This window comes from Agromyces sp. Y782 (assembly GCF_059445405.1).
Window position 1 is genome coordinate 146,463 of sequence record NZ_JCAIUG010000001.1, and the last position, 20,696, is coordinate 167,158.

The window sequence follows — 20,696 nt, forward strand, 5'->3', positions numbered from 1 at the left end:
CGGTTCAGGCTCCCAGGAGCGCCTCGACCGGACCGCGGGCGAAGTAGATGAGGAAGCCGGCCGCGACGATCCAGAGCAGCGGGCTGATCTCGCGCGCCTTGCCCGACAGCGAGCGCACGACGACCCAGGCGATGAAGCCCGCGCCGATGCCGTTCGCGATCGAATAGGTGAGCGGCATGACGGTGACCGCGAGGAACACCGGCAGGAGCACCGAGAACTCCGAGAAATCGATGTACCTGATCTGCGCCATCATGAGCGCTCCCACGATGACGAGCGCAGCGGAGGCGACCTCGGTCGGAACGATCGAGACGAGCGGCGTGAAGAACATCGCGGCGAGGAACAGCAGACCCGTCACGATGTTCGCGAGGCCGGTGCGCGCACCCTCGCCGATGCCTGCACCCGACTCGATGAAGACCGTGTTCGACGACGCTGAGGCGTATCCGCCCGCGACGGCGCCGACGCCCTCGACGATCAGCGCGGACTTCAGGCGCGGGAAGTCGCCCTTCGCGTCGGCGAGCTGAGCCTCTTTCGAAAGGCCCGTCATCGTGCCCATGGCGTCGAAGAAGTTCGTGAAGACGAGCGTGAAGACGAGCATCACGGCGGCGAGCACGCCGATGCGTTCGAAGCTGCCGAACGAGACCTGACCGACGAGCGAGAGGTCGGGCAGGCTCACGATCGAGCCGCTGAGCTCGGGTACCGAGAGGCTCCAGCCGCCCGCGTTGAACTCCTCGCCGGCGAACATCGGCCCGATGTTCCAGACCGCCTCGACGACGACCGCGAGCACGGTGCCCGAGACGAGGCCGATGAGGATGCCGCCTTTGACCTTGCGTGCCACGAGGATGCCCGTGAGCAGCAGGGTGAAGATGAAGACGAGGGTCGGCACCGTCGCGACGGAACCGGCGATGCCGAGGCCGACGGGCGGCGAAGAAGCACCAGTTGCGGTGACGAAGCCGGCGTTCACGAAGCCGATGAACGCGATGAAGAGGCCGATACCGACGGTGATCGCGAGCTTCAGCTGGATCGGCACGGCGTCGAAGATCAGGCGGCGGAGGCCTGTCGCGGCGAGCAGCACGATGACGAGGCCGTTGATGACCACGAGACCCATCGCCTCGGGCCAGGTGACCTGACCGACGACCGAGACTGCGAGGAACGAGTTGATGCCGAGCCCCGCGGCGAAGCCGAACGGCAGCCGCGCGACGAGGCCGAAGAGGATCGTCATGACGCCGGCCGTGAGGCCCGTGACCGCCGAGACCTGTGCGAACCCGAGCTGGTTTCCGTCGACGTCGACGCCGGCCGACAGGATGATCGGGTTGAGGATCACGATGTAAGCCATCGTCACGAAGGTGACGATGCCGCCGCGCACCTCGGTCGCGACGGTGGAGCCGCGCTTGGTGATCTCGAAGAATCGATCGATGGGGTGGGACGGCCTCTCGCTCTGCTGGGCCGTCTCAGGGGTCGTTTCAGTGGTCATCCGGGAACCTTCGATGAGGGACGCGCGTGCGGCGCGACGGGTGGACTGGAATTGTTCAGCTCGTGAACAGCTTGATGACGTGCTCGCCCACGATCAAGTAGAGACCGAAGATCACGGCGAGGCCGCTCAGAGCGAAACACGCCCACGCACCGACGAGCGCGGCACGTTTCTGCCCCTCGCTCAACGGGCTCTTCTTCGCCGCCTTGGCCGCCCGCTTCTCAGCTTGGCGGATCTCGGCGGGCGTCACCACGGTGATCGCGTCGGTGAACTCGGCCGGCGTCACGATGGGCGTGCGCCCAGAGATCGTGAGGAGCCGGACTCCGAGCGAGTAAGCGGCGACCACGACGACGGTGCCGATCATCGCGGAGACGAAGACGAGAAGGAACGCGAACCAGTCGATCACGGCTTCACCTTCTTCTTCGGCTTGGGGTTGCGCTTGATCTTGACGGCGCGGCCCGAGTGCGCAACCTCGCTCACCACGTTGTGGTGGGAGACCTCGTTGCGGCGCGACCAGACGAAGATCGTGGCGATGACGATGACGCCGACGACCGTGTCGATGATGATGCCGATGACGCCGAGGTGGGCGACGACCGCGGCGAGCGCGCCGACGCCTCCTGCAGCGGGCAGGGTCAGGAGCCATCCCACACCGATGCGACCGGCCGTGCGCCAGCGCACCTTCGAGCCGCGGCGACCGAGCCCGGAGCCGATCACAGAGCCCGATGCGACCTGCGTGGTCGACAGCGCGAATCCGACGTGGCTCGATGCGAGGATCGTCGCGGCGGTGGCCGTCTCGGCCGCGAAGCCCTGCGCAGGCTTCACGTCGGTGAGGCCGGTGCCGAGGGTCTTGATGATGCGCCATCCGCCCATATAGGTGCCGAGCGCGATCGCGATGGCGCACGTGACGATGACCCACAGCTGCACGTCTGCGCCGGCCGGCTGCAGACCGGCTGCGACGAGGGTCAGCGTGATGACACCCATCGTCTTCTGCGCGTCATTGGTGCCGTGCGCGAGCGCGACGAGCGAGGAGGAGAAGACCTGCGCGTGGCGGAATCGGTCGCGACCGTCGGGCTTGCCGTCGTAGCGGCGCGTGATGGCGTAGGCGAGTTTCGTCGCGGTGTAGGCGATGAGCCCGGCGGTGAGCGGCGCCAGCAGCGCGGGCAGGATGACCTTCGACAGCACGACGCCGAAGTCGATCGCGCCGAAACCGAACCCGACGAGCGCCGCGCCGATCAGGCCGCCGAAGAGGGCGTGGCTCGATGATGACGGCAGGCCGAGCAGCCAGGTGACCATGTTCCACACGATTGCGCCGATCAGCCCCGCGAAGATGAGCTCGGGGGTGATCAGTACTCCCCCGTCGCCCTCTTTGATGATGCCGCCCGAGATGGTCTTGGCCACCTCTGTCGAGAGGAATGCGCCGACGAGGTTCAGGATGGCGGCGAGGCCGACCGCGACTTTCGGCTTCAGCGCACCTGTCGCGATCGGAGTGGCCATGGCGTTGGCCGTGTCGTGAAAACCGTTGGTGAAATCGAAGAAGAGCGCCAGTGCGATGACCAGCACGACGATGAGGGTGAGATCCACCGGCGTCTTTCTCTGGGATCGGTGATGCCCACGCCTTCGGGATGGATTTCACCAGATGTTCAGGGGACGTGCCTTGCAGAGTCGGCATTCGCCGTGCACTCGTCGATACTACGCGACGGGACTCTGCTCCTCCACCACGGTCGCGAGGTCGTCCCCGAACACGAAGCTGCGCCGCACTTGACCGCCGGCGAGCACGCCCGGCAGCCATCGGCGGGCGTCGTCCCACATCTGTTCGAGGGGGATCTGCTGCACATCGAACCATTCTGGGTCGAGTTCGTCGGATGCCGCAGGCACACCCTCCCATCGGCGGCACACGAAGACATTCGAGACCTGACTCCATGCTTCGCGATGCGGGAAGAAGTAGCTGAGCGCGCCGCGCGGCTCGAGGTCGGCGGCAGCCACGACGAGGCCGGATTCTTCGAACACCTCGCGCACCGCGGCATCCGTTGCCGACTCGCCCGGCTCGAGCTTGCCGCCGGGCGCAACGTAGTAGCCCTGGCCGAGCCCGACCTTCTTTCGCCCCAGGAGCACTTCGACCCGCCCCTCGTGCTCGCGCAAGAGGTAGCAGACGCAGACCTGGGGCAGTGGCATTGCTGGTTCCTGAGCTCGAGGGATCAGCCGAAGAGGATCTTCGCCTCGTCGTACCGGGACTGCGGAACCCGGTTGAGGCTGCCGACCGCATCGGCGATCGAGACGGTCTTGATGTCGGTGCCGCGAAGCGTGACCATCGAACCCCATGCGCGGTCGTAGACGGCTTCGACGGCGGCCATGCCGAGCCGGGTCGCGAGCACCCGGTCGTACGCTGAAGGGGCTCCGCCGCGCTGGATGTGGCCGAGCACCGTCGCCCGGGACTCGATGCCGGTGCGCTCTTCGATCATGGGGGCGAGCTGCTCCGAGATGCCGCCGAGGCGCGGCCGGTTGAACGCGTCGAGCCCCTTGTGCGAGTGCGCCTCGTTCATGCCGGGCAGTGTGAATCCCTCGGCCACGACGACGAGCGGAGCCCGGCCGCGGTCGCGCACCGATTCGACCCACTCGCAGATCTGCTCGATCGACCGCGGCTGCTCGGGAATGAGGATCGCGTGGGCGCCGCCGGCCATGCCGGAGTGCAGGGCGATCCAGCCGACGTGGCGGCCCATGACCTCGAGCACCATGCAGCGGCCGTGCGAGTCGGCGGTCGTGCGCAGGCGGTCGATCGCCTCGGTGGCGATCTCGACGGCCGTGTCGAAGCCGAAGGAGTAGTCGGTGGCGGCGAGGTCGTTGTCGATCGTCTTCGGTACGCCGACGACGTTGATGCCGCCCTCGTCGTGGAGGCGGCGAGCGGCAGTGAGCGTGCCCTCGCCGCCGATCGCGATGATCGCGTCGATGCCGTGCTCGTCGAGCATCCGCTGGATGTTCTCGGGCCCCCCGCCCTCTCCCTCGAACGGGTTGGTGCGGCTCGAGCCGAGGATCGTGCCGCCCTGCTTCGCGAGACCGCGCACGTCGTGCCGGGTGATCGGCATGATGTCGGCTTCGACGACGCCCTTCCAGCCCCAGCGGAATCCGACGAACTCGGCCTCGTGCGAGATGACGCCCTTCAGCACCGCACCGCGGATGACCGAGTTGAGGCCGGGGCAATCGCCGCCCGACGTGAGGATGCCGATCTTCATGGCTCGTGGGACTCCTTGCAGTGGGGGAAGCGTCGCGGGAGCCACTTCATCGGGGCACGACTCCGGAAGTCTAGCGAACCTCGACTCCCGTGGCCGGGCCGGAGGCACCGAGCGGGAGCGATTCCCGGGTGTTGCGCTCGGTGTTCGCTCGATGTAACTTAGCCACATGGCTCAGTATTCATCCGCACTCGATGGGGCATTCCAGGCCCTTGCCGACCCGACCCGGCGCGCTGTGCTTGGTCGTCTCGGCACGGGACCGGCGAGCATCGGCGAGCTGGCAGCGCCGTTCGACATGGCCCTGCCGTCGTTCATGAAGCACATTCACTACCTCGAGAAGACGGGCTGGGTCAGCACGCGCAAGACCGGCCGTGTGCGAACCTGCGCCCTCGAGAGGACCTCGTTCGATGTGATCGAGACCTGGCTCAGCGAACAGCGAAGCCTCTGGGAAGGCCGCACCGACCGGCTCGAGCACTTCGTCACCACCACTCACGACAAGGAAACCGCCGAATGACCGACTCCGCTCGCCCCGAACTCGACCTGACCGTCACCCGAATCATCCGCGCCCCGCGCTCCGCCGTCTGGAACGCCTGGACCGACCCCGCGAGTTTCGAGCAGTGGTGGGTTCCCGCGCCAGAGGTCTGTCGCGTACGGCAGATGGACTTGCGACCCGGCGGGGCCTTCCGAACCGAGCTCAGCCAAGACGGCATCGCATTCGGCCCGCACATCACCGGCTGCTTCCTCGCCGTCGACGAACTCGAGCGCATCGTCTACACCGACGCGCTCGTTGCCGGCTGGCGCCCCGCGGAGGCGTCATTCGTGACCGCCGTCATCAACGTCAAAGATCACCCGGACGGCACCGAGTACACCGCCACCGCGATGCACCGCAACATCGCCGACCGCGACCAGCACGAACAGCTCGGATTCCACGACGGCTGGGGCACCGTCACCCGACAGCTCGCCGAACTCGTCGAGTCGCGCGCCTGACCCGAGGAGGCCGTCCGGTGCTACAACGCGCCGTCGAGCGCCTGCCGCAGCAGGTGCTGCAGGGCGTCCAGCTGCACCGAGTCGGCTGAGCCGGGCTCGACGTCGCTGCCGTCGAGAGCACGGGCGGCGAGCCCCTGCTTGGAGTCGATGAGCTCGGCGATGCGGGCATCGATCGTGTGCGCCGCGATGATGCGCCAGGCGGTGACGGGCTCGTCTTGCCCGATGCGGTGCACGCGGTCGATCGCCTGGGTCTGTTCGGCTGCCGTCCAGCTGAGCTCGGCGAGCACGACGTTCGACGCGGCCTGCAGGTTCACACCGACGCCTGCGGCTGTGAGCGAGCAGACGGCGACGGCGATCTCCGGGTCGTTGTTGAACGCGTCGATCGCGGCTTGGCGTTGCAGGGCCGTCTGATCGCCGCGGAGGGACACCGTGCGGAGTTCTCGGGCGGCGAAGGCCGCCTCGGCCTGGTCCATCACGTCGATGTGCTTTGCGAAGAAGACGACCTTGCCGACCGAGCGCGCGAGCTGGGCGGCGTAGTCGGCCGCGAGGCCCGCCTTCGCCTGGCCGATGCGGCGCACCATCGTGAAGACGTTCTCGCCCGATTTGGTCGACTTCGACTCTTCGAGCTCGGCGCTCGCGACCGCGCGGATGAACTGGTCGCGCTGCTCCTCGTCGAGGTCGCCGACGCGCAAGTGCCGTGCTTCGACGAGGGCGCGGAAGCGACCCGCGAGCCGATTGCCGAGCTCACGCTCGGCCGCGCGCACCGAGCGACCGAGTTCGTCGTCGAGTTCGACGGGCAGGTCGGCGATGCGTTTGGCAGGCAGGTCGGCCGCGACGTCGACCTTGCGGCGGCGCACGATGCCGAGGTCGATCACGGCGCGGCGGGCAGCGCTGTAGAACCCGGGGTCGGCCGGGGTCAGCCCGGTCTCCTCCAACTTGCCGAGCAGCTCGGGCGAGGGTTTGTCGCCCTCGATCCAGCCGAGGAACTTCCAGATGGCACGGAAGTCGTCGACGTCGTTGATGAGCGGCGTGCCCGTGAGGGCGAGCAGCAGCGGGTCGCCGCCCGGCGCGGCGCGGCGGATGCGCTCGGCGAGTGCGAGCACGTTCTTCGATCGCTGCGATTGCAGGTTCTTGATGAAGTGCGCCTCGTCGACGACCATGCCCTTGAACCCGAGCGTCGAGAGCCACGCCATGTGCCGGTCGAGCACGTCGTAGTTGACGACGACGACGTCGGCGAAGGCGTCGAGCGTATCGCCGTCGCCGTGGATGACCGTCGCGCGGCGGTGCGGCGTCCACCGCTCGACCTCGCGAGCCCAGTTCATCTTCACGACGTTCGGCACGATCGCGAGCAACGGGTAGGCACCGGCGACGGATGCCGCGAGCACCGATTGCGCCGTCTTGCCGAGGCCCGGCTCATCGGCGAGCAGGAACGTGCGGTGCCCCTGGCGGGCGCTCTCGATGAAGCGCGCCTGGTGCTTCATGAGCTCGAGGCCGCGCGGCGAGAGCCGGTCGACCTTCGGCGCCTCGGGCAGTTCCATCGTGGCGGCCTGGCCGCCGGAGCCCACCTCGAACGACTTGAACAACGGACCCAGCAGTTCCCAGTTCGCGAGCCGCCGCACCGGCACCGCCGCGGCGGCGGACTTGGCGAAGTCGGGCGGAAGGAACGGGTTCGCGAGTTGACGAGACCGCACGGACGCCGGGATCACCTGGTTCTCGCTGAGCTCGGGTCTGGCTTCGGGCTCACGGGTGATGATGAGCTCGTCGGGCGAGAGTTCAGCGCCCGATTCGAGCAGCCAGTCGCGGCGGAACCGCTGCGCGACCGTCGAGATCGAGGCATCGGGTTCGAGCAAGGCGATGAGGCTCGTGTCGCGCGCCGCGGTCTTCGCGAGGATCTGGGCGATGCCGTCGAGCCGTTTGAGCAGCTCAGCGCGCGCGGAATCGGTCACCTCGGTGTCGGCCTTGACTCTGGCACGCTCTTCGCGCATGAGGAGCGCGATCACCTGGAATTTCGTGCGGTTGGTCGGGCCGAGTTTGCCCTTCTGGGCCTTCTGCTCGACCTCGCGCACCTTGCGCGCAAGGATCGGGATGATCGGTGCGTCATCGTCACGCGAACGCGTACGCTGTCGCTGCCTCGTCTGGGCCAATGGTCCTCCAGTATTTGGGCCGTATCCGGCACGCCCCTCGACAAATCCGATGATCGAACCGCTTGGTCGCACCGAGCAGGTCGGTGGCTCGCGGTGCGCGAATCCCGAACCGAGCATCGCGCGAACTCAGGTTCATCAAGACCCAGCTCACGCGGTCGGACGAAGAGCGGATTCGCCGTGCGCAAGCTTCATTCTAGCGCCACAGCGGCCCGCGACGGTGCAACGCCCCGCCAAGGAGGTCAGACGCCGCCTCCTCCGCCGCCTCCCCCGCCACCGCCGGAGGATCCACCGCCGCCGGAGCCGCTCGACGACGAACTCGAGCTCGAGCCCGACCACGAGGCGCTCGACGCCGTCGAGAACGACGCCACTCCCGCAGCGAGCAGGCCCGCGTTGAAGCCGTCGCGCCCGCCGTACCAGCCGGGCGCGGTACCCGCCTGCTCGTAGAGTGCGGCGAGCTCACGGCTCCACTCGCGCTCGAGGCCGAACAGCACGGCATACGGCAGCAGGCGCTCATTGAGTTTCAGCACCGTGACCGGGTCGAGGTCGACAATCGCGGCCGTCGCGCCCGTGGCATCCGTCGCCGGAGACCCTGCAGCGGATGACGCGGCGGGCCGTTGCACTCGCAACGCACCGCCCGGACTCTGCAGCACGCGCAACCGGTCGGCTTCAGCAAGGCGGATGTAGAGGCGCAGACCCTCGAGATGGTCCCTGATGGCGCGCCCACGTTCGGTGAGCGGCCGCACGCCGATGACCGTCACCAACGTGACGATGGCCGCCGCGATCGCGACGATGAAGCACGCCGCCGGCCAGAAGCCGCCCATCTGAGCGTCGAGCGCGATGACGCCGAAGACCACGGCGAGCACGGCGCCGACGACGGCGACAGCAGCGAAGAGCAGCCGCGGCCCGAGGGCGGGTCGCCGGCGCAGACCGTCGGTCACCACTCGCTTCGCGACGCGCTGGCGGAGCGCGAGGAGTCGCTTGCCGAGTGCCGTGTCGCGAGTGAGTTCCCGGCGCTCGCCGGCATGAGGTGTGGCGAACAGCGCCCCCACGACCGCTGCCGCGTCGGCGTCGTCTGGCTCGCCGCTCGCTTCACCGCGATACTCGATCGCGTACTTCTTGGCACCCGACTCGACGATGCGCAGCTCGCCCGCGACGGCACGATCGAGGATCGTCGCCGTCACCCCCTTGTCGGGCCGCCCCACGATATCGGCCGCGACCATGGCCGAGACGCCCGCGGGCGGCTCGTATTCGGCGATGATCGTGCCCCGGCCCGGGTGATTGCGCCAACGCGTGCCGCGCACCAACATGGCACCAGCAGCGGCGAGCGCGGCGAACACTGCTGCGATCGCCCCCGTGATCGCGGCAGGCGAGGAGCCGAACGACTCATCGCGCGGCATGAAGGTGCCCTCATCGAAGGCCGCGGCAAGGGTGAGGTTCTCATAGGGCCCGAGATCGAGCGCTTCGGCGGTGAGCACCGGCGGCTGCGACTCCTCCACCTCGATCGAGTCGCACGGTGTGCTCGACCCGTCTGCGCCCTGATAGCACGCGACGTCGCCCGTGAACGCGGCGCCGACATCGTCACTCAGGTGCAGTTCGGCGCTCACCCGACCGAAGGGCTGCGCCCATCCCGTGCCGTTCACGTCCCAGTAGAACTCGTCGATGGTCGCATCGTCGGGCTGCAGGGTCACGTTGTGCTGCCGGTAGCCGATCACGTACGTCTGCTCGCCGTGCACGTAGTCGTCGGCGCGGATCGTGATGAGGAGGAACTCGCCGTCCTCGTCCTCCTCGGCCTCGAACGAGCGAGGCACGCCCGTGGCATCCGTCACAGTGATCTGTTCGATGTCGGTCGGGTGCCCGCGGTAGGAGCTCGGAATCGCACGCCGGATGCCGCGGTTCTGGTCGATCTCGGGGAAGCGGGCGACGATCGTCTCGACCGTGTCGAGCACCGAGTGACCGCCCTCGTCGCGTGACAGTTCGTAGACGGCGTCGAGCGAATCGAAGGTGAAGTCGTCGACCCCGGTCGAGACCGCCCCGATGACGGATGCCGCGGCCTGGGCGCCCGTGCGACCGGCGGCATCGCCCGCGGCCACCGCCCACGCACCCGAAGCCGGCCCGACGGCGAGTGCCGCCGCCACAGTCGCGGCGGCGAGGATTCCGGCAATTCGAGGGCGCACCATGCCCCTACGCTAGCGCGGCGACGGCGGCCGCCGACCGCTTACGCCCGCCGGAGCCGCAGGCTGTTGAGCACGACGAACACGCTCGAGAACGCCATGGCGGCCCCCGCGATCATCGGGTTCAGAAAGCCGGCAGCAGCGAGCGGGATCGCGGCGACGTTGTACGCGAACGCCCAGAACAGGTTGCCCCGGATCGTGCGCAGGGTCGCCCGCGCGAGTGAGATCGCGTCGGCGATCGCGCCCGGCTCGTCTCGCGTGAGCGCCAGGTCGCTCGCCGACGCCGCGGCATCCGTGCCCCCGCCCATCGCGATGCCGAGATCGGCGGCGGCGAGCGCGGCGGCGTCGTTGACGCCGTCGCCGACCATCGCGACCCGGCTCCCCGCAGCCTGGGCGCTCCGCACGATCTCGAGCTTTCCCTCCGGGCTCACCCCGGCGTGCACCTCCTCGATGCCGAGCACTTCCGCAACGCGCGCCGCAGGCCGCTCGGCATCGCCGGTGACGAGCACCGGACGCAGGCCTTGTGCGCGGAGCCGATCGATCGCCTCGCGGGCGCCGTCGCGCACGCGGTCGCCGACCTCGAGGAGTGCCCGCACCTCACCCGCCCAGCCCACGGCCACGAGCGTGTCGTCGGAGTCGGCCGCGCGTGCTTCGAGTTCGGCCGGCATGCGGAAACCAAGCTCGACGAGGAATGCCGGGCGACCGGCAGCCGCCTCCGAGCCGTCGACGATGCCCGTGACCCCGAGTCCGGCGTGCGCACGGAACCCGGCGACCGCGACTGCCCGATGAGCGGAGCCCGAGGCATCCGCCCCGCTGACGACGGCTTGCGCGATCGGATGCTCCGAGCGCCGCTCGAGTGCAGCCGCGATCCTGAGCGCTGCCGTCGAGTCGACGCCGCCTGCGCCGGTGACCCGGGTGAGGCTCATGCGCCCGGTGGTCAGGGTGCCGGTCTTGTCGAGCAGGATCGTGTCGACGTCGCCTGCGCGGTCGAGCGCTTCGGAGCCGGTGATGAGGATGCCGCGCTCGGCGCCCCGACCGGTGCCGACGAGGATCGCGACGGGGGTGGCGAGGCCGAGGGCGCACGGGCAGGCGATGACGAGCACGGCGACGGCCGCGGTGATGGCCTGCTCGACGGGACTGCCGGTGACGACCCACACGATCGCCGTCCCCACGCCGATCGCGATGACGATCGGCACGAACACCCCCGAGATGCGATCGGCGAGCCGCTGCGCGCGGGACTTGCCGAGTTGGGCGTCTTCGACGAGCCGCGCGATCTGCGCGAGCCGCGTGTCGGCGCCGACACGTACCGCCTCGACGACGAGGCTGCCGCCGTGCACGATGGTCGCTGCCGTCACGGCGCTCCCCGGCTGCACGTCGACGGGGGCGGGCTCGCCGGTCAGCATGCTCTCGTCGACTCCGGCTTCACCGCGCACGACGGCGCCGTCGGCAGCGATCCGCTCCCCTGGGCGCACGACGAAACGGTCTCCGGGGCGAAGTGCGACGATCGGGATCCGATCTTCGTGCTCGGCGGAGCCGCTCTGCCGGAGCACCGAAACTTCACGCGGGGCGAGCTCGAGGAGGGTGCGCAACGACTGGCCTGCACGGCGCTTCGAGCGCGCTTCGAGCACCCGCCCGAGCAGCAGGATCGTGATGACGCCGGCCGCGACCTCGAGGTAGATGTCGCCGCCCGGCGTGCCTCGCACCCCGAACGTCCATTCGTGGGTCATGCCCGGCATGCCGGCGTGGCCGAAGAAGAGCGCCCAGACCGACCAGGCGAAGGCGGTGAGGGTGCCGAGCGAGACGAGCGTGTCCATCGTGAGGGCGCCGTGCCGCAGATTCACGGCGGCAGCGCGATGGAACGGCCAGCCGCCCCACACCACGACGGGCGCGGTCAGCACGAGGGAGAACCACTGCCAGTACGTGAACTGCAGTGCCGGCACCATGGCGAGCACGATGACCGGCACGGTCAGCACGGCCGAGATCACGAGACGCGTGAACAGCGGGTCGGATGCCGCGGGGTTCTCCCCTGCCCGACCGGCCTCGTGCAGCTCGGCCTCGTACATCTCGGTCGCGGGCGGTGCGGCGGGAAGGTGTGCGATGTAGCCCGCCTGGCGCACCGCCTCGAGGAGTTCGTCGATCGGGGTCGTCACCGGAAACTGCACGCGCGCCCTCTCGGTCGCGAGGTTCACCTCAGCTTCGACACCCTCGAGCCGGCCGAGCCGCTTCTCGACCCGGGCGACGCAACTCGCACATGTCATGCCCTCGATGCCGAGGTCGATCGTGCGGGTGTCGTGCTGCAGCGCCATCCGTGTCTCCCTGTCGATTCGAATCCCAACCGTACCCCTAGGGGGTATCTGTTGCAAACGGGGTATCCTGTCAAGGTGATCGAGGACATCAAGAAGCGCGCCCTGCACCGCACGAAGATCATCGAGGGCCAGTTGCGCGGCATCGAGAAGATGATCGAGAACGACGAGTACTGCGTCGACATCATCACGCTCTCGCTCGCCGTGCAGAAGTCGTTGGGCTCGCTCAACAAGCTCCTCGTCGAGAACCACCTGCGCACCCACGTGACCGAGATGTACGAGGCCGGCGGTGAGCAGCGCGAAGCCGCGGTGGCCGAACTCGTGCGCATCTTCGAGCTCTCCAACAATCGGGGGTAGGCCAGCGGATGCCGCGCATCGAACTCATCACGGGCGACATCACCGTGCAACGGGTCGATGCGATCGTGAACGCGGCCAACTCCTCCTTGCTCGGAGGCGGGGGCGTCGACGGGGCGATCCACGCCGCAGGCGGACCGGCGATCCTCGAGGAGTGTCTACGCCTTCGCGAGACGATCCTGCCCGACGGCCTGCCGACCGGTGAGGCCGTGGCGACCGGCGCCGGCAGGCTCTCGGCGCGCTGGGTCATCCACACCGTCGGGCCGGTGTGGCCCGGCCCCGGTGCGGAGGCCGACGCCCGGCGCCTGCTGCTCGCGGCTTCGTACCGCAACTCGCTCGCACTCGCCGCCGAACTCGGCGCCGTCTCCGTTGCCCTTCCCGCGGTCTCAGCCGGTGTCTACGGCTGGCCTGCAGCGGACGCCGCACGCGTGGCCCTCGGGGCCGCGGCTTCCGCGTCGTCGCCGGCGCTCATGCGCTTCGTGCTCTTCTCCGCTGACATGCACCGCGCCTTCGCCGATGCCGCGGCAGAGCTCGGGATCGCGCCCGTCACCCCCGATTGACCCCCGAACAGGGGTCGGTTCGATAGACTCCGGCGATGCGGTGTCGACGGCGAACCACATGACCATGCGCTTCGAGGTGCTCGGCCCGCTCGTCGTGCGCATCGACGGCCACGACGTCACGCCCGGGGGAAGCCGCGTGCGCACGCTGCTGGCGGTCCTCCTCGCCGCGGAAGGCGCCCGTGTGACCGATGACCGCCTGAGCGACCTGCTCTGGGGCGACGAGGGAACCGCCGCGCGGCTGCAGTTGCTCGTGCACCGCCTGCGCGCGACGCTCGACGACTCCGACAGGGTGGTGCGCGAACCCGATGGCTACCGGCTCACCGCAAGCGACGACGAGCTCGACACGGTCGAGTTCGAGCGCCTCGCAGCATCCGACCGCGGCCGCGCCGCCCTCGTCCTCGTGCGTGGACCCGCCTTCGACGGGTTCGACGGCGAACCGTTCGAGTCTGCGCGGATCCGCGCTCGCGATGCGCAGCGAGCCGTGCGGCACCGTGTGCTCCACGCCGAGCTGGAACACAACGACCCGGCCGGACTCATCGCCGAGATCGGCGCGGCAGTGGCCGCAGACCCGCTCGACGAAGAACTCGTCGCCCTGCAGATGACCGCGCTCGCCCGGAGCGGCCGGCAGGCGGACGCCGTCGACGCATACTTCTCACTCCGCTCCACGCTCGCCGAAGAACTCGGCCTCGACCCGGGCGCGGAGATCGACGAACTGCACCGTCGCCTCGTATCAGGCGACGCCCTCGACCCGACCCCGGCCCCGCGGCAACTGCCCGCCGCCGCCAGCCTCGTGGGACGCGACGCCGAACTCGAGCGACTCGATGACCTGACCCGCGCCGATGGGCCCAGGATCGCCGTCATCTCGGGCACGGCCGGCGCCGGGAAGACGGCGCTCGCACTCGGATGGGCACGCAGGGCACGCCGGCACTTCGGCGACGGCAGTCTGTTCGTCGACCTCCGCGGCTTCAGCGAGACCCAGCCACGCTCCGCCGGGGAAGTGCTGGCCGGATTCGTACGCGCGCTCGGGTATCGCTGGAACCTCCCAGACGATGCCGAAGAACTCGCTGCGCTCTTCCGCAGCCTCGTGCACGACCGGCGCATGGTGATCGTGCTCGACAACGCGAGATCGGTCGACCAGGTGCGGCCCCTGCTGCCGGGCGGCGACGGCCCGGTCGTCGTGGTCACGAGTCGTGAGGGGCTCGTCGGCCTCGGCGTGCACGCGCGAGTGCACACCGAGGAACTCGACGCGCTCGACCTTCGCGCCTCGGTCGAGCTCATCCGCGCCATCGTGCACGACCCGGTCACACAGCGCGACGCGGAACGACTCGCGGTGCAGTGCGCCTGCCTCCCGCTCGCCTTGCAGATCGCCGCCCGCATCGCCGCTGCTCGCGGCGAGGGCGTCGCTCGACTGGTCGCCGATCTCGACGCCCACCGCGACCACCTTGACCGGCTCGACACCGGCGACGACGCTCGATCCGGCGTGCGCACCGTGCTCTCGTGGTCGTACGAGGCACTCGACTCGAGAATTCGCCGCGTCTTCCGACTGCTCGGGCTCCTGCCCGAACAGGGTGCGCCCGAAGCCGCGGCGGTCGCCCTCGTCGGCGGCGACCCGAGCGAGGCACGCACCGATCTGCGCTCCCTCCGGCGCGTGCATCTCGTCGAGGTCGACGATCACGGTCGTCACACCCAGCACGATCTGTTGAGAGCGTATTCACGGGAGCTCTCCGAAACGGAGCCTCGGGCGCAAGACGAGCTCGGTGCTCGCGCTCGCCTACTCGCCTACTACGCGGCGGGATGCGCCGACGCCGCCACGGCACTGACCGCCCGATGGGGCCCGCTGCCGATATCGAGCGATACTGCCGAACCCGACGAAGCCGCCATCGCCTCGGTCGATCTCGCGACGCGTGCCGGGCCGTTCGAGGATGCCGAGGCCGCGATGGCGTGGCTCAACGACGAGCGCGGGGCGATCGTCGCCGTCGTCACTGCGGCCGGCCCCGAGGCGGATGCCAGGGCGATCGCGATCGTCCTCCGGCTCCGGCCGTACCTCGCGAGGCAGGGATGGCTCAGCGAAGCGCGTGTCCTCTTCGAAGACCTGCTCGAGCGCGCCACTCGCCGAGATGACCTGCTGGCTCAGGCCACGGCCCTGCGACTGCTCGGTTCACTCGACGTCGAAAGTGTGGAGTACGGCATCGGCGCCCAGCGCCTCGTCCGTGCACTCGAACTGAGTCGACGACTCGGCGATCGCACGGGCACGTCGATCGCACTGAACAACCTCGCTGAGATGGAGCGACTCCTCGGCGACCCCGCACGCGCGGTCGAGCTGCTCGAGGAGGCGTTGTTGATCAACGAAGATGCAGGCGATCTCACGCGCGTCGGTCTGAGCCACGGCAACCTCGCGCTCGCTCACAATGCCCTCCAGGCGTACGAGGCTGCAGAGGTCGAGAGCCGCCGTGCCCTTCAGATCGCCGAGCAGGTCGGCTCCGAACGCCTCTGCTGCCTCGGGCTTCGGGCGCTCGCCGGCGCGGTGCTCGGGCTCGGCTCGCCGCCGGAGGCCGTGTCGATCGCCCAGCGGGCGCTCAGGCTCGCGCGAAGCCTTGATGAGACCGAGATGGAGGTGTGGTCGGCCGAAGTGCTCGGCCGTGCACTGCTCGCCAATGGTGCGCCGGACGACGCGGAGCGGATGTTCGAGAGAGCCGTCGAAACGAGCCGACGCAGTGGCTCACTCACGCAACTTGCCTCCTCGCTTCGCGCGCTCGCGGCGCTCCGCGAGACGCGCGCGCCTGCCGAAGCGGCCCGACTCCTCGACGAGGCCCGGGCGATCAGCGAGCGCCTGCAGGCCGGGGCACTCGGCGCCATCGAGCCGTGACCGACGCATGTCACGCCAATCGCGCCCGCGGCATCCACGGTGCGAGGCTGCGCGTCTCCGCCATCAGTGCCGCGGCGATCCACCGCGTATCGGCCGGAACCCGGACCACGTGCTCGAGCCGCTCGATGCCGGGTAGGCCCTGACCGACGACGATCGCCCGATCGGCCGACCGCAGGAGTTCGAGGTCGTTCAGGTCGTTGCCCAGTGCGAGCACGGTATCGCCTCGCGGACGACCTCGGGCGCGAGTGCGGCACGGTGCACCTCGCGCCGACCCGAGTTGACCAGGGCGCCGTTGCAGCATACTCCGCTGATCTCCTGGGCGAGCGAACCGAACCAGGTGCCGAGCACTCGCGGCGAGCGTGCCGTCGCCACCACGAGTCGGGCGTCATAGCCGAACACGAGTCGAGCGAGCATCGTGCGGATGAGGTGATCAGGGGCCCGATTGCCGAACGCGATCGTGCCGTCGAGATCCGTGGCGACGACGAGACTCATCGCAGGGCCGCCGCGCGCGCCTGCGCCTTTCGGAGTTGCACGACGCCGATCCTTGTCGCCCCGACCACGGCGACGACGACGAAGAGCGCTGAGGCGAACATCGCGGGTTCGATGCCGATCGACTCCCCGGCACCGGGCACGAGGCCCGCCGTCGTGACGAGGGCGATTCCGACCGCGCCGCCGATGTTCTGCGCGGTCGTCAACAGTCCGGCCGTCGTCGCTCGAGCCTCCGCGGGCGCGGCATCGACCGCCGCGACCGACACGGCCGGGAACGCCAGGGCGAGCGAACACCCCACGCCGAGCATCGCGGGCAGCACGCCCACCCACGGCGGCGCCGCAAGACCCACGGCGCCGAGCCACACGAGGCTCGCCACGAGCAGCGCGACGCCGATGGCCAGCGTTCGCCAAGCGCCGATACGGGTCACGAGCCGAGCGCCGGTGCCGGCCAGCAGGCTGAAGGCGAGCGGTTGCGGCAGGATGACGAGCGCGACGATGAGCGCAGTCGCCCCGAGTTCGACGAGCCCGAGGCTCAACACGTACATCGACGCGACCACCCCGGCGAACACCCCGGCGAGCGCGACGCACGCAGCACGCACGCCCGGAGAGCGCACGACACTGCTCGGGAACCCGCGCACACCCCGACGCGCCACGAGAGCGGTCACGACGAGGCCGAGCACCACGAGCTCGACCGCGGCGACGCCGACCGGGAGGGAGCCGATCGCCCCGATGACATGAACTCCGATCATGAGGGCGGCTGTGAGCAGCACTGCCCCCAGTACGTCGGGCCGCCCAGGCGAACGGGTTCGACTGGCGCGAATCGTCCAGGTCGCGGCGAGCACCGCGAGCACCACCGGGATCGAGACGAGGAAACTCGTTCGCCAGCCGAGGAGGGTCACCACGACGCCCGGCACGACGAGCCCGAGCGAGAACCCGACGGCCCCCATCGCGCCGTAGAGCGCGACCGCCCGGTTGCGCGCCGCACCGCCCGGTAGTCCCTCGGTGATGAGCGCGAGAGCCGCCGGCGCGCTCAGCGCCGCGCCCGCACCCTGTACGAGCCGGCCGACCACGAGCACCCAGACCTCGGGCGCGAACGCGCAGACGAGGCATCCGAGCCCGAACAGTGCAATGCCGATGAGAAACACGCGGCGACGATCGAGTGTGTCGGCGAGGGAACCCGCGATCGGCAGGAGTCCGGCGTAGGCGATCAAGAAGGCGCTCGCCACGAGAGACAGCTCACTGGGCCCGATGCCGATGTCGTCGCGCATCGCCGCGATCTGCACGTTGATGCCCGACGAGCTCATGCCCTCGAGCAGCAACGCGAGGCAGACCACCACCATGCGTGCCCTCGACAGCGGCGTGACCGCCGTTGCCTCACCGCTACCCGCTCGTCGATACCCCGTGTCGCCCATGCCTGCTCCGATCGCCCTCGATAGTCGAGAGCCATCGTCGTGCAGGCTGCTTTCAAGTCACTTTCACTCAGGTGCCGGGAGCTCACTCAAGTGCCGGGAGCGGTGAGCGCGAGCCAGTCGTCGAGCTCACTCGGTTCGTCGGTGATGATGCCGTCGACCCCGAGGGCGCTCACCTCCTGCCAGTGCTCATGGCTGTTCAGTGTGTAGCAGAGCACCGCCACGCCCGCCTCGTGCAGGGCGACGAGCGCCTCGGGCACTGCGGTGACGGATGCCACGGTCGTCCCGAACCCGATGACGCCGAGTCGTTCGGCGAGCGGCACGGGGTCGGCAGGGAGTTCTCTGATGAGCATGATGCGCGGGATCGTGGGTGCGACGCGCTGCAGGGTGAACAGCGTTTCGAGGCTGAAGCTCTGCAGCACGATGCGGCCCCGCAGGCCGTGTCGCTCGATGAGGCCCGTGACGGTGCGAACACCATCGGCTCCCCAGTCGGCCTTCAGCTCGACGAGGGCCCTGGCATCGCTGCGCTCGGCGAGTGCAGCGAGGAAGGTGTCGAGCGTCGGGATGCGGGTACCGGCGAAATCGGGTCCGTACCAGGATCCGGCGTCGAGGCGAGCGATCTCGTCGAGGTCGAGATCTGCGACGGAGCGCGGGTCGCCGGTCACACGTTCGAGCGTGGTGTCGTGGAACAACACGGGTACGCCGTCGCGGGTGAGTTGCACGTCGGTCTCGACGAACGCGAGCTCGTCCATCGCGAGTTCGAGTGAGGGCATCGTGTTCTCGGGTGCTGCGGCGCGGTCGCCGCGATGGCCGACGGTGAAGGCCGGTTGGCCCGGTTCGCGGAGGGCGCCGAACACGTCGATGGCGTAGACGGTCGGCGGAACCTGCGTGAACAGGAGGACGCCGGCGAGCACAGCCACCGCGAGGCTCGAGAGCGTCAGGCGGGCGAGACGGGGGCGGGCGAAGCGAAGGCGGAGTCGGGGGGCAGGTCGGGAGGGGGCGTGGTGCACGGGTTCGGGCCTTTCCACCGTTCGCGCGCCGTTGCGCGATCGGTGCAGGTCACTCTAGCAAGCCCGTTACCATTTCGTTACCTCCCGTTCGTGGGTCGCGAGGGCGGCCTACGCGATCGAGGGGTACGGATACTCCGCTGATCGACGCTGGAACTCCAAGATGGCGGGGTTGCAGATGCGGCCACCGGCGATCTCGGTGGCGCGATCGATCGTCTCCGACGCCGCCCACGCATCCGGGCCCTCCATGACCGTGCGCAGGAACGGCATGAGCGCTTCGCTGATCTCCCAGGTGGCCGAATTCCACAGGTACGACGGGCTGTGATCCACGGCGTAGTAGTTTGTCGACTCCCCCACGATGAACATCGGGTCCTCGAACGACGTGGGGCGTGCCCAGCTGAAGCCCATGCCCTCGTCGACCGACACGTCGACGATGAGACTGCCCGGGCGGAAGACGCCGAGGTCCTCCGTGCGCAGGTACGTGAGCGGTGCGTTCGGATCCTGCAGCGTGCAGTTCACCACGATGTCCCGCTCGGCGAGGAATGGAGCCAGCGGCACCGGCCCGTCTTCGGTGTTGACGGTGCTCTCGAACGGCGCCTCGGGGTTGTGCTCGAACTGGATGATGTCCACCGAGGGGATCGGCGAACTCACCGCAGCGGTGTCGCGGTTGGTGAGCACCCGCACATCGTGGATGCCGTGGGCGTTCAGCGCGGTGACGGCGCCTCGGGCGGTCGCCCCGAACCCGATGACGACAGCGCTCAGACGCCGGCCGTAGTCACCCGTAGAGCCGCACAGCTGCAGGGCGTGCAGCACCGAGCAGTAGCCGGCGAGCTCGTTGTTCTTGTGGAACACGTGCAGCCCGAAGCCCCCGCCGGCAGTCCAGTGGTTCATGGCCTCCCACGCGATGAGCGTGAGGCCCTTGTCGATCGCGAGTTGCGTCAGGGCACGGTCCTGCACGCAGTGCGGCCAACCCCAGAGCACCTGACCGTCGCGCAGACCTTCGAGGTCGGATGCCTGCGGCTTCGGCAGCAGCACGACATCGGATCGGGCGAGGAGGTCGCCTCGAGAGCCGAATCCGGCGACCAACGGGGCCAGCTGGGCATCCGTGAAGCCGAAACGCTCGCCGTACCCGTGCTCGAGGAAGAGGTTCTCGCGAAGGTCGACATCGATCCGCTCGAGGTGCGACGGATGCAACGGCAGCCGCTTCTCGTCGGGCTTACTCGAGTGCGCCAGCACTCCGAGTCGGAGGAGTTGCGGGGTGGTCGCGGTCATGGCGGACGTCCTGTCTCCCGCCGGTGCGCTGCACTCGACGGATTCGCTCAGAGGAATCCGCGATGAACAGGTCGCCGTCGAATCACCGGCCGCGCATGCGGCGACCTGCTCCTGAGGCTACGCCATGCCATCACCGGCGACGCCTGCCCGCCCATGCGCACGCCCGGGCCGGGCCCTGGCCCGCGCCGGGCATCATGACCGTTCGTTGCCTCGCCGGTAGTTGCCGCTCGCCCGGGCGAGCAGGTGCTGCGCCTGTGCATCGTCCGCGAGTTGCAGCGCAGCGACGAGACGTGCCGCATCCCGGCCGCCGACGGTCATCACGGGCGTACCGCCGCGGGAGACGATCACGCCTCCCTGTTTCGTGACTCGGTACTCGAACGGGTCGGTGACGAGCCGACCCCGTTCGTCCGACGCTCCAGAGCGACCGGCCATGTCGTCACGC

Annotated in this window: 19 protein-coding genes; 5 read left to right on the plus strand and 14 right to left on the minus strand. The window is 69.3% G+C overall.

Annotated elements, in window-relative coordinates; genetic code table 11:
- Positions 1–4 precede the first annotated feature (4 nt).
- The 5 genes from AC1C2S_RS00705 to AC1C2S_RS00725 all read right to left on the minus strand — a co-directional run bounded on the left by AC1C2S_RS00705 (position 5) and on the right by AC1C2S_RS00725 (position 4,695).
- The gene (locus AC1C2S_RS00705) at positions 5–1,471 is read right to left on the minus strand and encodes an NCS2 family permease (RefSeq protein ID WP_495350620.1); all 1,467 of its coding nucleotides are present in this window, start codon (positions 1,469–1,471) and stop codon (positions 5–7) included.
- A gap of 55 nt (positions 1,472–1,526) precedes the next feature.
- Positions 1,527–1,874 (minus strand): peptidase, encoded by a 348-nt coding sequence (locus tag AC1C2S_RS00710; RefSeq protein ID WP_495350621.1) that lies wholly within the window; start codon positions 1,872–1,874, stop codon positions 1,527–1,529.
- On the minus strand, positions 1,871–3,049 hold the full coding sequence (locus tag AC1C2S_RS00715; protein WP_495350622.1) for an inorganic phosphate transporter: 1,179 nt from the start codon (positions 3,047–3,049) through the stop codon (positions 1,871–1,873). Before AC1C2S_RS00715 ends, AC1C2S_RS00710 begins: the two co-directional genes overlap by 4 nt.
- Before the next feature lie 108 nt (positions 3,050–3,157).
- Entirely contained in the window at positions 3,158–3,640 is a 483-nt protein-coding gene (locus tag AC1C2S_RS00720) for an 8-oxo-dGTP diphosphatase (RefSeq protein ID WP_495350623.1), read from the minus strand.
- A gap of 23 nt (positions 3,641–3,663) precedes the next feature.
- Positions 3,664–4,695 carry a 6-phosphofructokinase gene (locus AC1C2S_RS00725; RefSeq protein WP_495350624.1) on the minus strand — a complete coding sequence of 344 codons (1,032 nt, stop codon included), beginning with the start codon at positions 4,693–4,695 and terminating at the stop codon, positions 3,664–3,666.
- A gap of 166 nt (positions 4,696–4,861) precedes the next feature.
- On the opposite strand from AC1C2S_RS00725, the gene AC1C2S_RS00730 reads away from it, so the two are divergent.
- Both AC1C2S_RS00730 and AC1C2S_RS00735 read left to right on the plus strand, forming a co-directional pair.
- Positions 4,862–5,206 (plus strand): ArsR/SmtB family transcription factor, encoded by a 345-nt coding sequence (locus AC1C2S_RS00730; RefSeq protein ID WP_495350625.1) that lies wholly within the window; start codon positions 4,862–4,864, stop codon positions 5,204–5,206.
- Positions 5,203–5,679, plus strand: a complete 477-nt coding sequence (locus tag AC1C2S_RS00735; protein WP_495350626.1) for an SRPBCC family protein — start codon at positions 5,203–5,205, stop codon at positions 5,677–5,679. The genes AC1C2S_RS00730 and AC1C2S_RS00735 overlap by 4 nt, the downstream gene beginning before the upstream one ends.
- Positions 5,680–5,699: 20 nt before the next feature.
- On the opposite strand, the gene AC1C2S_RS00740 is transcribed toward AC1C2S_RS00735, so the two are convergent.
- The 3 genes from AC1C2S_RS00740 to AC1C2S_RS00750 form a co-directional block, all read right to left on the minus strand.
- Positions 5,700–7,823, minus strand: a complete 2,124-nt coding sequence (locus AC1C2S_RS00740; protein WP_495350627.1) for a DEAD/DEAH box helicase — start codon at positions 7,821–7,823, stop codon at positions 5,700–5,702.
- Positions 7,824–8,062: 239 nt separating this feature from the next.
- Positions 8,063–10,000, minus strand: coding sequence for a DUF2207 family protein (locus AC1C2S_RS00745; protein WP_495350628.1), 1,938 nt, complete (start codon positions 9,998–10,000; stop codon positions 8,063–8,065).
- Between the two features lie 38 nt (positions 10,001–10,038).
- Positions 10,039–12,300, minus strand: a complete 2,262-nt coding sequence (locus AC1C2S_RS00750) for a heavy metal translocating P-type ATPase (RefSeq protein WP_495350629.1) — start codon at positions 12,298–12,300, stop codon at positions 10,039–10,041.
- A 75-nt stretch (positions 12,301–12,375) separates the two neighbouring features.
- Between AC1C2S_RS00750 and AC1C2S_RS00755 the strand changes: the two genes are divergently transcribed.
- Genes AC1C2S_RS00755 through AC1C2S_RS00765 form a run of 3 tightly spaced genes read left to right on the plus strand, consistent with a single transcriptional unit; the run spans position 12,376 to position 16,077 of the window.
- Positions 12,376–12,654, plus strand: a complete 279-nt coding sequence (locus AC1C2S_RS00755) for a metal-sensitive transcriptional regulator (RefSeq protein ID WP_495350630.1) — start codon at positions 12,376–12,378, stop codon at positions 12,652–12,654.
- A gap of 8 nt (positions 12,655–12,662) precedes the next feature.
- A complete protein-coding gene (locus AC1C2S_RS00760; RefSeq protein ID WP_495350631.1) occupies positions 12,663–13,211 on the plus strand; it encodes an O-acetyl-ADP-ribose deacetylase in 549 nt (182 codons plus the stop codon).
- 58 nt (positions 13,212–13,269) lie between these two features.
- Entirely contained in the window at positions 13,270–16,077 is a 2,808-nt protein-coding gene (locus tag AC1C2S_RS00765) for an AfsR/SARP family transcriptional regulator (protein ID WP_495350632.1), read from the plus strand.
- A gap of 10 nt (positions 16,078–16,087) precedes the next feature.
- Here the strand turns inward: AC1C2S_RS00765 and AC1C2S_RS00770 are convergent, their stop codons facing one another.
- The 6 genes from AC1C2S_RS00770 to AC1C2S_RS00795 form a co-directional block, all read right to left on the minus strand.
- On the minus strand, positions 16,088–16,291 hold the full coding sequence (locus AC1C2S_RS00770) for a hypothetical protein (RefSeq protein WP_495350633.1): 204 nt from the start codon (positions 16,289–16,291) through the stop codon (positions 16,088–16,090).
- Positions 16,267–16,569: an HAD family hydrolase gene (locus tag AC1C2S_RS00775; RefSeq protein ID WP_495350634.1), complete on the minus strand. Its 303-nt coding sequence runs from the start codon at positions 16,567–16,569 to the stop codon at positions 16,267–16,269. Before AC1C2S_RS00775 ends, AC1C2S_RS00770 begins: the two co-directional genes overlap by 25 nt.
- Positions 16,566–17,978 carry an MFS transporter gene (locus AC1C2S_RS00780; protein ID WP_495350635.1) on the minus strand — a complete coding sequence of 471 codons (1,413 nt, stop codon included), beginning with the start codon at positions 17,976–17,978 and terminating at the stop codon, positions 16,566–16,568. The genes AC1C2S_RS00775 and AC1C2S_RS00780 overlap by 4 nt, the downstream gene beginning before the upstream one ends.
- Positions 17,979–18,064: 86 nt before the next feature.
- Positions 18,065–18,985 (minus strand): glycerophosphodiester phosphodiesterase, encoded by a 921-nt coding sequence (locus AC1C2S_RS00785; RefSeq protein WP_495350636.1) that lies wholly within the window; start codon positions 18,983–18,985, stop codon positions 18,065–18,067.
- A gap of 108 nt (positions 18,986–19,093) precedes the next feature.
- Complete coding sequence (locus AC1C2S_RS00790; RefSeq protein ID WP_495350637.1) at positions 19,094–20,254, minus strand: N(5)-(carboxyethyl)ornithine synthase; 1,161 nt, start codon at positions 20,252–20,254, stop codon at positions 19,094–19,096.
- A gap of 192 nt (positions 20,255–20,446) precedes the next feature.
- Entirely contained in the window at positions 20,447–20,686 is a 240-nt protein-coding gene (locus tag AC1C2S_RS00795; protein ID WP_495350638.1) for a hypothetical protein, read from the minus strand.
- Positions 20,687–20,696: the final 10 nt, after the last annotated feature.